Below are 12,361 nucleotides of genomic sequence, written 5' to 3'. Positions count from 1 at the left end.
AGCGCGCCACACTTTCCCTGCCTCCTTCCTCTCCCTCCGGAGGGGGGAGAGGTGGCTCGGCGAAGCCGAGACGGAGTGGGGGAACCACCTGGCCACCGCCGCGAGCGGACACGAAGGGCACTCGGCGCAAGCATCGCCTCGCCTTGCGCCCAAGGTCGACCCCACTCCGTCGAGCTTCGCTCGACACCTCTCCCCCGATCGACGGGGGAGAGGAAGGGCTCCCTTCCGCGGCCGCCGCGGAGGACGGGCGCACAGGTGAGGAACAGCGCCGCCACTTGCAAGGAATCCTGAAGCGGTGTCCTGAGAAGAAAGAGGCGGGGTTAAGTCAATCTGTTAAGCCAGCGCCATCTAATCTCCACTCCGCAACGCGGTACAAACCAGCCGATGCAAAATCGTTTCCTGCCCTATCTGCTGACGCTGCCCAGCCTGTTCCTGGCGGCGATGGTGATTTTCTGGCCGGTCTGGGACCTGATCCAGATATCGACGCATGACGTAAACCGCTTTGGCCAGCTTCGCGAATTCAGCGGCCTGGCCAATTTCTCGGCGCTCGCCGCCGATCCCGACTTTATCGCAGCGCTTTGGCGCACCGGGCTGTGGACCGTGCTCGTGGTCGGCGGCGCACTGCTTTTGTCGATCCCGGTGGCGATCATCCTCAACACGGACTTCTACGGCCGCGGCCTCGCCCGCGTCATCATCATGCTGCCCTGGGCGGTGTCGCTCACCATGACCGCGGTGGTCTGGCGCTGGGCGCTCAACGGCGAGAGCGGCATGCTGAATTCGGCGCTGATGAAGCTCGGCCTGATCAGCCAGAACATCCAGTGGCTGGCGAGCGCCGAGACCGCCTTCCCGATGCAGGTGGTGATCGGCATATTGGTGACGGTGCCGTTCACCACAACGATCTTCCTCGGAGGCCTGTCCTCGATCCCCGACGATCTCTATGAGGCGGCGGCACTCGAGGGCGCGACGCCCCTGCAGCAGTTCCGCGAGATCACCTTTCCGCTCCTGAAACCGTTCATCAACATCGCGATCGTGCTCAACACCATCTATGTCTTCAACTCCTTCCCGATCATCTGGGTGATGACTCAAGGGGGGCCGGCGAACTCGACCGACATATTGGTCACGCATCTCTACAAGCTCGCCTTCCGCATCGGCAAGCTGGGCGAGGCCTCCGCCGTGTCGCTGGTGATGTTCGCGATCCTGCTCGTCTTCACCATGATCTATGTGCGCCTCGCCATGCGGGAGCAGCGCTCATGACCCCTAAGATGAAACGCACCATCATCGCCTGGGTTCTGCTGGCCCCCTTGATCGGGGTGACGATCTTCCCATTTGCCGTCATGTTCCTCACCGCCGTCAAGCCGCGCACGGAGGTGCTGACGCCCACCTGGTGGCCGAGCGAATTCCGCTGGTCGAATTTCGCCGACATGTGGGTGGCGACCGGCTTCGGCCAGGCGCTGCTCAACTCGCTCTATGTCTCGGCGCTGGCGACCATCGGCGCGATCCTGATCTCGGTGCCGGCGGCCTACGCCATGTCGCGCTTCCGCTTTGCCGGCTATAGCGCCTTCCGCCAGTTCCTTTTGATCTCGCAGATGATCTCGCCGATCGTTCTGGTGCTCGGCCTGTTCCGGCTGATGGCAGCCTGGGGGCTGGTCGAGAGCACAACCGCGCTCGGCTTCATCTACATGGCCTTCAACGTCGCCTTCACGGTCTGGATGCTGCAGAGCTATTTCGACACCATCCCGCACGACCTGGAGGAGGCCGCCTGGATGGAAGGCGCCGGCCGCTGGCTGACCTTGCGCAAAGTCTTCCTGCCGCTTTGCCTGCCGGCAATTGCGGTGACGGCGATCTTCACCTTCATCAATGCCTGGAACGAATTCGTCGTGGCGCTCACCATGCTGCGCAGCCAGGAAAGCTACACGCTGCCGATCCAGGTTTTCTCGCTGGTCGCCGGCCGCTATACGATCGAATGGCACCATGTCATGGCGGCCACGCTGCTGGCGACACTGCCGGTGGCGATCCTCTTCATCTGGCTGCAGCGCTACCTCGTCCGCGGATTGGCGCTCGGCGCGGTCAAGTAGCAATCCCAGCAATTCCAGGAAAAGTGTGCAGCGGTTTCCGTCCGGAATTGCGAAAAACAAAGGTCATCACGGAGCCCTCATGCGCATCTTCACCGCCTCGCTGGCGACGGAAACCAACACCTTCTCGCCGGTGCCGACAGACCGGGCTTCGTTCGAGATGGCCTTCTATGCCGGCCCCGGAAAACATCCCGAGACGCCGACGCTCTGCTCCTCGCCGATCGTGGCGTTGCGCAAGCGCGCCGCGAAGGAAAGGTTGACTGTCATCGAAGGCACCGCCACCTGGGCGGAGCCCGGCGGCCTGGTTCAACGGCAGACCTATGAGGCGCTGCGCGACGAGATCCTTGGCCAGCTAAGGGAGGCACTGCCGGTCGATGCCGTCATCCTCGGCCTGCATGGTGCCATGGTGGCGCAAGGTTATGACGATTGCGAAGGCGATCTCTTGGAGCGCGTGCGCGCCATCGTCGGCCCGAAAGTGGTAATCGCATCGGAATTCGATCCGCACAGCCATTTGACCCCGAAGCGCGTCGCGGCCTGCGACGTCATGGCCTATTTCCTCGAATTCCCGCACACCGATTTCTACGAGCGCGGCGAGCATGTGGTCGAGCTCGGCCTCGCCGCGGCGCGCGGCGAGATCAAGCCTGTGATCTCGACCTTCGACTGCCGCATGATCCAGGTGCTGCCGACCAGCCGCGAGCCGATGCGCTCCTTCGTCGACAGGATCAAGGCGCTGCACGGCAAGGACGGCGTGCTGTCGGTCTCGGTCATCCACGGCTTCATGGCCGCCGACGTGCCGGAAATGGGCACGCGCATCCTGGTCGTCACCGACAATGACAAGGAAAAGGGCGACAAGCTGGTCGAAACGCTCGGGCGTGAGCTCTACGCCTTGCGTGAGAAGACCGCCATGACGATGCTGTCTGCATCGGCCGGCATCGAGCGGGCGTTAGCCGTGCGCGCCCAGCGCCAGGACAAGCCGGTCGTGATCGCCGACATCTGGGACAATCCGGGCGGCGGCGTGCCGGGCGACGGCACCATCGTGCTGCGAGAGCTGCTTTCGCGTGGCGTGACCAAGGTCGGCGTGGCGACGATCTGGGATCCGATCGCCGTGACCTTCTGCCACGCGGCCGGCGAGGGCGCGGCCATCGATCTGCGCTTCGGTGGCAAGGCCGGCCCTCAGGCCGGCGAGCCGATCGACGCGCGCGTCACGGTGCTGAAGGCGGTCAGCGAAGGTTGGCAGAGCTTCGGGCCGAGCCGCGTGACGCTGGGGCCGTCGGCGGTGGTGCGCATCGAAGGCACCGAGGTCGATGTCATCTTGAACACCAACCGCACCCAGACCTTCGAACCCGATATCTTTTCCAACATCGGCATCGATCCGTTGTCGAAAGACGTCCTGCTGATCAAATCGACGAATCATTTCTACGCCGGCTTCGCGCCGATCGCCGCCGAGATCATCTATGTGGCTGCGCCGAGTTCCTATCCGAGCAATCCGGCGGTGACGGATTACAGAAAGCTCAACCGGCCGATCTGGCCGAGGGTGGCTGATCCTTGGAGCGCTTCCCCTTCTCCCCTTGTGGGAGAAGGTGGCCGCGAAGCGGCCGGATGAGGGGTGTTCCAGCGGAGTGAGAGGTCGGCGTTCCCTGGAACACCCCTCATCCGTCGCCTTCGGCGACACCTTCTCCCACAGGGGGAGAAGGGGAAGCCGGCGCTACACCAACCCCCGCTTCACCATCATCGCTTCAGGCGAAGGCATTTTCCCCCGGAACGCCGTATAAAGCTCTTCCGGGTCCTTCGAGCCGCCGGCGGCATAGATGTTCTTCCGAAGCCGCTCGGCGAGTTCCGGATTGAAGGCATCGCCCGTCTCCTCGAAAGCCGAGAAGGCGTCGGCGTCGAGCACTTCCGACCACATGTAGGAATAATAGCCGGCTGAATAACCGTCGCCGGCGAAGATATGCCCGAAATGCGGGGTGCGGTGGCGCATCGCGATCGTGTCCGGCATTTGCAGCTTTTCCAGCGTTTCAGCCTCGTATCGAAGCGGCTCGGCGGGCGCGTCAGGTCGCGCATGATAGGCCATGTCGATCAGCGCCGAAGCGGTGAACTCGACCGTGGCGAAACCCGCGCCGAAGGTGCGGGCGGCGAGCATCTTGTCGAGCAGGTCCTTCGGCATCGGCTCGCCGGTCTTGACGTGCAGCGCATGCTTTTCCAGCACCGCGGGCACCGTCAGCCAATGCTCGTAAAGCTGCGAGGGCAATTCGACGAAGTCGCGGCTGACCGAAGTGCCGGAAACCGACGGCCAGGTGACGTCGGTCAGCATGCCGTGCAGCGCGTGGCCGAACTCGTGGAACAACGTCTTCGCCTCATCGACCGACAGCAGCGCCGCCTCGCCGGCCGGCGGCTTGGCGAAATTCATGATGTTGTAGATGACCGGATTGGCGCCGTCGCCAAGCTTGTAACCGGACCGAAGCGCGCTCATCCAGGCGCCGGAGCGTTTTGAGGGCCGCGCGAAATAATCGGCGAGGAACAAACCGCGTTCGCTGCCGTCGGCATTTTTCACCACGAAGACGCGCGCGTCGGAGTGCCAGGCTGTTATGCCCTTCTTTTCCTCGAAAGTGATGCCGAACAGGCGTGTCGCGACATCGAAGCAGGCTTCGATGACGCGTTCGAGCTGCAGGTAAGGTTTCAGCTCCGCTTCGTCGAAGGCGAATTTCTCGGCGCGCAGCTTCTCCTGGTAGAAGCGCCAGTCCCAGGCCGCGAATTTCTCGTTGCTGCCGGCTTCCGCCGCCAGCCGCTCCAGCTCCTTCTGGTCGGCGGCCGCTTTTTCCAGGGCTTTCTCCCAAACGGGATCGAGCAGCTCGTGCACCGCCTTCGGCGTCTTCGCCATCGTATCATCGAGCTTCAGCGCCGCGAAGGAGCCGTAGCCCAGAAGCTTCGCTTTCTCGGCGCGCAGCTTCAGCATGTCGCGCACGACATCGGTGTTGTCGGAGGCGCCGCCATTCTGGCCGCGCATGATGAAGGCTTTGAACGCAATCTCGCGCAGGTCGCGGCGCTCCGAGAAAGTCGAGAACGGCTCGTAGATCGAGCGCGACAGCGTCACCGCGTAGCGGCCCTTCTGGCCGCGCATCTCGGCCGCTTCCGCCATGGCGCTCTTCAAAAAGTCCGGCAGGCCGGCAAGGTCGGCCTCGTCGAGGAACAGCGCCCAGTCGCGCTCGTCGGCGAGCACATTCTGGCCGAATTTGGTGCCGAGCGAGGAAAGTTCCTCATTGATGGCCGCAAGCCGCTTCTTGCCCTCCGCATCGAGCTTCGCGCCCGACCGGACAAAGCCTTTCCAGGTCTTTTCCAGGACGCGCAGCGTTTCGGCATCGAGCTGCAGGCTGTCGCGTCGCTGGTAGAGGTCGTCGATGCGGGCAAACAGTTTTTCATTCATCGAGATCGCCGAGAAATGCCGCGACATCTTTGGCGAAACCTCGCGCTCCATCGCCTGGATCGTGTCATTGGTATGAGCGCCGGCGCGGCACCAGAAGATCGACGAGACACGGTCGAGCGCTTCACCGGCAAGCTCGAGCTTGGCAAGTGTGTTCTCGACGGTCGGCGTCTCGCTGTTGCCGGCGATCGCGTCGATCTCGGCCTGATGCGCCGCGAGCGCCGCATCGAAGATAGGGCCGAAATCATTGTCGCCGATGCGCGAGAAGTCCGGCAGGCCGAGCGGCCCTTGCCAGACGGTCAGCGGATGGGCGGCGAGATCGACGGTTTTTGACATGGACAGATCCAATCGGGGGACGTTCGATAGGCGGAGGGCAGTTCCCGATGTAGGGCGGTGCCGCGTACAGCGCAACTCGGGCTTCGCCTCAATAGGCGCTGCAGTCCTGCGCCACCGCCGTCTGGGTGCTGGCGACGATCCGCCCGCCGGCGACGGTGAAAGTCTCGCGCATCAGCATGTCGTTGCTGGGGAAGTCGTAGCAGGCGAGCACCGTGGTCTCGCCATTCTCGCTCCTTTCGATGCGATGACGGATCGCGGCGCCCGTCACCGCGCCCTGCCATTCGTCGATCGAGGCGATGAAATCCTGCTTGGTCTGCACGATGCCGACGTCGTCCAGCTTCATGCGCACGTCGTCGGCAAGCAATTCGGACAATTCGGTCCTGTCGGCGGCCAGCAGCGCCGAATACCAGCGGTCGATGATGGCGCCGTCATCGGCGCTGGCGCGGGCGACCGTGGACATGAGCAGCGCCGCCGAGAGAAGGAACCTCCGCCAGGTCCGGTGCATCGCCCCTCCGTTACAGCTCGGGCCGCTCGAAATCGCCGGTTTCCTTGTTCATCACCCAAAGCTCCCCGGTCGAGATGTCGAACCAGGCGCCGTGCAGCGAGAGCCGTCCCTTGCCTTCGAGGATCGAAACGCAGGGAAAGGTCCTCAGATTGGCGATCGAATAGCGGATGGAAATGCGTTCCAGCGCCGTCTGGCGCTCGGTTGCCGTCATCATCGTGCTGGCGGCCACCGTCTCGGCAGCCGGCGCGATCAGGCTCATCCACTTGCCGATGAAATCGCCGGGCGACAGCGGCGCCGAATTGGTGTCGAGCGCGGCGCGGATGCCGCCGCAGCGGCCGTGGCCCATCACCACGATGTTTTTCACCTTGAGGCTCTGCACGGCGAATTCCAGCGCCGCCGAGGTCGAATGGAACTCGCCGTCCGGCTCATAGGGCGGCACCAGATTGCCGACATTGCGCAGCACGAAAAGCTCGCCCGGTCCGGCGTCGAAGATCGCTTCCGGGGCTGAGCGGGAATCGCAGCAGGCGACGATCATCGTTTCAGGCGCCTGGCCTTCGCGCGCCAGCGAGCGGTAGCGGTCGCTTTCCGAGGGATAGCGGCCGGCCATGAAGTTGCGATAGCCGGCGAGGAGGTGCTCAGGAAGGTGTGGCATGGGCGGCGTCTGGGCCCTTTCCGGGTTGGATGCAGCACGAATATGGGTGTTCGAGCGATGTCTGCCTGAAGTCTGGGAAAGCCTCTAGCGGCAAAAGTCGGTCGCGAGCAATGCCGAATTGCGGATGAGCCCGTCGCAATCGCGATGCGGCATTCATGGCTTCGTCACGCCCAGATAGCGATCGGGATGCCGAAACGGTCCGCCAGCGGCGGATCGGGTGAAGGCCGCGCCTCGCCGCCGGCGATACGCCCGGCAATCAGCATCATCGCCGCCGCGTCGAGAAAGTCGTCGCTCGTCGCGCTCCGTGGCGGCGCCTGATCGAGAAAGGCTTTTTCGTAGCCATGCCGGCAAAGCAGCGCCTTGCGTTCCTCCATGCCGGCCGGGTTGACCGCACCCTTGATCTTCTTCGGCAGCGCCATCGCCGTGTCGCCATTCAACCGGCAGAATGCCACTTCCGGGTGCGATTCGAAGATACGGCCGCGCAAATCGGGGCGCGCGATCAGCAGGGCGTCGATCTCGCGGATCTTCGAAAAGATGCCGAAAGCCTGGATGGAAACGCCGCGCGGCGGGTCGGAGGTCTCCATCGCCACCGCGCTTGCCCTTCGATGCGCCGCATACCAGGCTTCGACCGTGGTGAAATCGCCGGTGTCGGCATAGAGCGCCGCGCGCGAAGGGATGGCGAACACGCTCGATTGCCGCGCCCCGAGCAGCGGCCGCACCAGCGCTTCCGGCCCGCGTCCGCCCCTGCTCGAAAAATCCGGCAGGCCAATCGGCATGTCGACGGCGATGGTGGCATTGGGCAGCGCGTCGAGCAGCGCCTGGAAGCTCGGAAAGACCGAAACCGACGGCGCGGCGTCCGCTTCGCGGTGGACGGCAATCCAGCCGGCCTTGCAGCCGTCGACGCCCGCCAGCCGGCCGTCAGGCGTCATGCCCGCTTGTCCCGCCCGGGATGCAGGAGATGGCGCAGCTGCACCATGGCCATGGGATGCGACAGGCTCTGCGCGTCGGTTTCGAGCTGCAGCTCGTCGCCGCCGCGCTTCGCGGTGCGGGCCAGTATCTCGTAGACGGCGGCGGTGGTCGATTGCAGCGCCTTCACCGGCGGCTGGCCGGAGAGAACGCGCGCCAGATAGACCGCGGCCGTCAGGTCGCCGAGCCCGTTCGGCGGCCTCTCGATCACGCGGTGCTCGGCAAGCAGCGCCTGGCTGCCGTCGAGCAGGAAATTGCCGGTGCCGCCCATCATCATCGCGGGCGCCGAGGTCACCAGCATGGTCGACGGCCCCGCATGAAGCGCGGCCGCCGTCACCGCCTTGATGTCGGAAAGCGGCGCACCCGCCATCCATTCCAGCTCATAGCGGTTGGGAGTGGCGATATCCGCGATCGGCATCAATTTGTCGCGCATGGCGACGGCCGTCGGCTCGGGCACGTAGAGCCCGCCGGAATCGCCCATCACCGGATCGCAGACGTAAAGCGCGTTCGGCGTCTTTTCCTTGACGGCGGCGACCAGCGAGGCGACCGCCTCGGCCTGGCCGGCCTCGCCGAGATAGCCCGAGAGCACGGCCCGCACCTCGCCCAGCCAAGGCGCCCGCTCGAGGTCGGCCATCAGCGCCTTGAACTGGTCGAGCGGCGGCACGATGCGTGTTGCGCGGCTGTGGCCCGGATGCCAGGGCAGGATGACGGTCGGCACGGCCCAGACCGGGAAGCCCAGCGTCTCCAGCGCGAACACCGCCGCGCGGTTGCCGACCGAGCCGCGGGCGACATGGCTGGAGATGACGATGACCGCACGCGGCGCGTCGATTTTTTCTGCACTCATGGAAATCTGTTCCTAGCCGCCACGCGTGACGGCATACACCAGCCAGACCAATAGCCCAATGGCGATCATGACGCCGAGCGTTCGGCCAATGCGAGTTCCCCAATATTCGATAGGATCGGCGCGATCGGCATCGGCTGCGGTGACATGGTCACGCGCATCCTTCGCCGTACGGGTTATGAACGACGCGCCGCCCGGCGCCGTCTCGCGCGCCACGCGTTCGAGGATGCGGCGCGATTCGGTCTCGTCGTCCCGGCGCTCGGCCATGGCAATTGCCCTTTCCTGCCCGGAGCTTAGAGCAATTCCAGGAAAAGTGCGAAGCGTTTAGACTCGGCGACTTCGCCGTAGCCTTCCGGCCGGAATTGCGTCAAACAAGAAGATGAAATCCTGTTCGCTCGACTATTCAAGTGGCTCGCGACCGAGCCGGAGCAGGCGTCATCGGCCGGACATTTTCTTACACGTGGATTGTGATAATGCTTCGCATGCAATTTCTGTCGAGGGACCAATCATGATTACCGAGCGCCTCTCACCAGCCTCCCCCTTCCGCAGCCTGTCCGCCTTCCTGATGATGGCTTTCGTCCTGCCGCTGCTTGCCGGCTGCGGCTACAACACCATCCCGACGGCGGAAGAGAACGCCCATGCGGCTTGGAGCGAGGTGCTCAACCAATATCAGCGCCGTTCCGACCTGATCCCGAACCTGGTCGAGACGGTGAAGGGCTATGCCTCGCATGAAAAGGATACGCTCGACGCGGTCGTCCAGGCGCGCGCCAAGGCAACGCAGATCACGGTGACGCCGGACACGCTGAAGGACCCGGAAGCGCTGAAGAAATTCCAGGATGCCCAAGCCGGCCTGACCAGCGCGCTGTCGCGGCTGATCGCGGTGTCGGAAGCCTATCCCGACCTCAAGGCGAACCAGAATTTTCTCGCGCTGCAGGCGCAGCTCGAAGGCACGGAGAACCGCATCGCGGTGGCGCGGCGCGATTACATCCAGGCGGTCAGAGACTATAATCTGACGCTGAAGACTTTCCCGTCGGTGCTGTGGGCGACCTTCTGGTTCCGCGGCAACGAGCCCTTCGCCAACTTCACCGTCGAGGAAGACAAGATGCAGGTGCCGAAGGTCGATTTCGGCACGAGCACCACCAAGCAGGGCGGGTGAGAAACTCGGCTGAAAATTAATCGAGCTTGCAGGCCTTGAGTTCCTTCACACCCCCCTCTGTCCTGCCGGACATCTCCCCCGCAAGGGGGGAAATCAGCCGTCATCCGCGCTTCCGCCAACTTTCAGCCTCTGAAAGAGAAAGCTGGCAACGAAGCCGTCAATCTCCCCCCTTGCGGGGGAGATGGCCGGCAGGCCAGAGGGGGGTGTGCCGGAGCGCCTTCGCTGGTGTTTTGCTCGCCCTCTTCCTCCTCCCGCTCGCAGCCCTCGCCGCCGATCTTCCCGCCCTCACGGGCCGCGTCGTCGACAATGCCGGCATCATCGATGCCGGCACACGCGCGGCGCTGACGCAAAAGCTCGCGGACTTCGAAACCAAGGGCTCGGACCAGATCGTCGTCGCCACCATACCCAGCCTCGGCGGCGAGGAGATCGAGCCTTACGCCAATCGGCTGTTCCGCTTCTGGAAGCTCGGCCAGGCCAAGGAAAACAACGGCGTCCTGCTGCTGGTGGCGCCCAACGACCGCAAGATGCGCATCGAGGTCGGCTATGGGCTGGAAGGCACGCTGACCGACCTGCACACCAAGCTGATCATCGAGAACGACATGGTGCCGGCCTTCCGCGCCGGCGACTTCTCCGGCGGCATCACCAAGGCCGTCGACGACATGATCATGGTGCTGGAAGGCAATCCCGAGGAACTCGAGGCGCGCGGCAAGCGCAACGAGCAGGCGCCGTTCAACTCCGACGATCTGTTCTTCGCCATCTTCATCGGCATCTGGGCGCTGATCTTCTTCGGCGGCATCGCGATGACGGTGCTGCCGCCGATCTTCGGCCAGAAGATCGGACCCGGCCGCTATCGCTGGCTCGGCATGACCTTCGATCAGAACCGGCGCTCGTCCTCCAGCGGCGGCGGAGGCTGGTCGTCAGGCGGCGGTGGCTGGTCCTCCGGCGGCGGCGGTGGCGGGTTTTCCGGCGGTGGCGGCTCGTCGGGCGGCGGCGGCTCGTCGGGAAGCTGGTGAGGCACCATGGCAACGCGACCGATAAGCGCCGAGGATCATGACCGCATCGCCGAGGCGATCCGGACGGCCGAGCTGAAGACCGACGGCGAGATCTATTGCGTCGTCGCCAAGGCCAGCGACGGCTACTTCTTTCCGGCCGCGTTCACCGCCACGATCGGCCTGTTCATCGCCAGCCTCGCCGTCGCCTACGGGCTGGAGGCCTGGTGGCTGTCTATCCGGCTGCGGCATTTCGTGCTGGCGCAAGCGCTGGCGCTGGCCTCGGTGTTCATTTTGCTCTGGCTCCTGCCCGCCTTGCGCATTCATTTCGTGCCGAGAAGGCTGCGCTATCAGGCGGCGCACGCCAATGCGATGAAGCAGTTCCTGGCCCGCAACGTCCATCGTACGCAGGCGCGTACCGGCGTGCTCATCTTCGTCTCGATCGCCGAGCGCTATGCCGAGGTCGTCGCCGACTCAGGCATCGATGCCAAGGTCGGCCAGCATGTCTGGGACGGCGTGGTGGGCGATCTGACCAAACATGCCGGTGACGACCGGCTGGCCGACGGCTTCGTCAAGGCTGTCGGTACGGTCGGCGCGGTGCTCGCCGAGCATTTCCCGGTCACCGAAGGCGACACCAACGAACTCGACGATCATCTCGTCGAAATCTGACTAGAGCATGATGCCGAAAAGTGTGAGGCGGTTTTCGGGCGACATCATGCTCTATCTCTTAGATTTAGAGACGGATTCAGATTTCAGGTCGATTCGACCTGAAATCATTCGGCTCTAGGCGCCTCGTCTGCGCACCCACCTTTCGCCTGTGCGAAAGCGGGGAGGCGTGTTGGGGGACTCTTTGCAATCGGGCGAGGCGGGTTTATGGTTAACCAATCATGAACACGCTGACGATTGACATCCGGAAGGCAGAACCGCGCGACGCGAGCGCCATCGCCGAGGTGCACGAGCAGGCTTGGCGCGGCGCCTATTCGGGCATCATCCCGCACCGCACGCTGACCTCGATGATCAACCGTCGCGGCGTCGACTGGTGGTCCAACGCGATTCGCCGCGCCGCCACCGTGCTGGTGGTCGAGATCGGCGGAACGGTCGCCGGCTATGCCACGATCGGCAAGAACCGCGCCCGCGAGCTCCGCCAGCAGGGCGAGATCTACGAGCTCTATCTTCGTCCGGAATATCAGGGCATCGGGCTCGGCAGCCGGCTGTTCAAGGCGGCCAAGGCCCGGCTCGCCGACCACGGCCTGCGCGGCCTGGTGGTCTGGGCGCTGGAGGACAATCACAACGCCTTGGCCTTCTACGCCGGCAATGGCGGCCGCGATATCGCCGAAGGCGTCGAGGTCTTCGAGCAGAAGGCGCTCAAGAAAGTGGCTTTCGTCTGGAATGACTAGCGTCGCCTAGGTTACACGCCATCACAAAC

General features: G+C 64.3%; 13 protein-coding genes. 7 read left to right on the top strand and 6 right to left on the bottom strand.

The window, feature by feature from the left end; all coding sequences use genetic code 11:
* Positions 1–384 precede the first annotated feature (384 nt).
* The 3 genes from LB565_RS14560 to LB565_RS14550 all read left to right on the top strand — a co-directional run bounded on the left by LB565_RS14560 (position 385) and on the right by LB565_RS14550 (position 3,675).
* Positions 385–1,254, top strand: coding sequence for a carbohydrate ABC transporter permease (locus LB565_RS14560; RefSeq protein ID WP_224585053.1), 870 nt, complete (start codon positions 385–387; stop codon positions 1,252–1,254).
* Positions 1,251–2,075 carry a carbohydrate ABC transporter permease gene (locus LB565_RS14555; protein WP_224585051.1) on the top strand — a complete coding sequence of 275 codons (825 nt, stop codon included), beginning with the start codon at positions 1,251–1,253 and terminating at the stop codon, positions 2,073–2,075. The genes LB565_RS14560 and LB565_RS14555 overlap by 4 nt, the downstream gene beginning before the upstream one ends.
* 79 nt (positions 2,076–2,154) lie before the next feature.
* Positions 2,155–3,675: a M81 family metallopeptidase gene (locus LB565_RS14550; RefSeq protein ID WP_224585049.1), complete on the top strand. Its 1,521-nt coding sequence runs from the start codon at positions 2,155–2,157 to the stop codon at positions 3,673–3,675.
* 102 nt (positions 3,676–3,777) lie between these two features.
* On the opposite strand, the gene LB565_RS14545 is transcribed toward LB565_RS14550, so the two are convergent.
* From LB565_RS14545 to LB565_RS14520, 6 genes are all read right to left on the bottom strand, one after another.
* Positions 3,778–5,826 carry a M3 family metallopeptidase gene (locus tag LB565_RS14545; RefSeq protein WP_411970649.1) on the bottom strand — a complete coding sequence of 683 codons (2,049 nt, stop codon included), beginning with the start codon at positions 5,824–5,826 and terminating at the stop codon, positions 3,778–3,780.
* Positions 5,827–5,914: 88 nt separating this feature from the next.
* A complete protein-coding gene (locus tag LB565_RS14540) occupies positions 5,915–6,286 on the bottom strand; it encodes a nuclear transport factor 2 family protein (protein WP_224585047.1) in 372 nt (123 codons plus the stop codon).
* Positions 6,287–6,341: 55 nt separating this feature from the next.
* Complete coding sequence (locus tag LB565_RS14535) at positions 6,342–6,983, bottom strand: carbonic anhydrase (protein ID WP_224585046.1); 642 nt, start codon at positions 6,981–6,983, stop codon at positions 6,342–6,344.
* A 164-nt stretch (positions 6,984–7,147) separates the two neighbouring features.
* Positions 7,148–7,912 (bottom strand): DUF429 domain-containing protein, encoded by a 765-nt coding sequence (locus LB565_RS14530; RefSeq protein WP_224585043.1) that lies wholly within the window; start codon positions 7,910–7,912, stop codon positions 7,148–7,150.
* Positions 7,909–8,793: a pyridoxal kinase PdxY gene (gene pdxY, locus LB565_RS14525; protein WP_224585041.1), complete on the bottom strand. Its 885-nt coding sequence runs from the start codon at positions 8,791–8,793 to the stop codon at positions 7,909–7,911. Before pdxY ends, LB565_RS14530 begins: the two co-directional genes overlap by 4 nt.
* A 12-nt stretch (positions 8,794–8,805) precedes the next feature.
* Entirely contained in the window at positions 8,806–9,057 is a 252-nt protein-coding gene (locus LB565_RS14520; RefSeq protein ID WP_224585039.1) for a hypothetical protein, read from the bottom strand.
* Between the two features lie 241 nt (positions 9,058–9,298).
* Here LB565_RS14520 and LB565_RS14515 point away from each other — a divergent pair, with 241 nt between their 5' ends.
* The 4 genes from LB565_RS14515 (at position 9,299) to LB565_RS14500 (ending at position 12,332) form a co-directional block, all read left to right on the top strand.
* Entirely contained in the window at positions 9,299–9,946 is a 648-nt protein-coding gene (locus LB565_RS14515; RefSeq protein WP_224585038.1) for a LemA family protein, read from the top strand.
* 203 nt (positions 9,947–10,149) lie between these two features.
* Positions 10,150–10,959, top strand: coding sequence for a TPM domain-containing protein (locus LB565_RS14510; protein WP_411970648.1), 810 nt, complete (start codon positions 10,150–10,152; stop codon positions 10,957–10,959).
* Between the two features lie 6 nt (positions 10,960–10,965).
* Complete coding sequence (locus LB565_RS14505) at positions 10,966–11,604, top strand: TPM domain-containing protein (RefSeq protein ID WP_224585034.1); 639 nt, start codon at positions 10,966–10,968, stop codon at positions 11,602–11,604.
* Positions 11,605–11,822: 218 nt separating this feature from the next.
* A complete protein-coding gene (locus LB565_RS14500; protein ID WP_224585032.1) occupies positions 11,823–12,332 on the top strand; it encodes a GNAT family N-acetyltransferase in 510 nt (169 codons plus the stop codon).
* The last annotated feature ends 29 nt before the right edge of the window (positions 12,333–12,361 follow it).

The sequence above is a fragment of the Mesorhizobium sp. CA14 genome (assembly GCF_020165195.1).
In the GTDB taxonomy this organism is placed as follows: domain Bacteria; phylum Pseudomonadota; class Alphaproteobacteria; order Rhizobiales; family Rhizobiaceae; genus Mesorhizobium.
The sequence above is the reverse complement of the archived record's forward strand: the minus strand, read 5'-3'. Positions and strand labels throughout refer to the sequence as shown.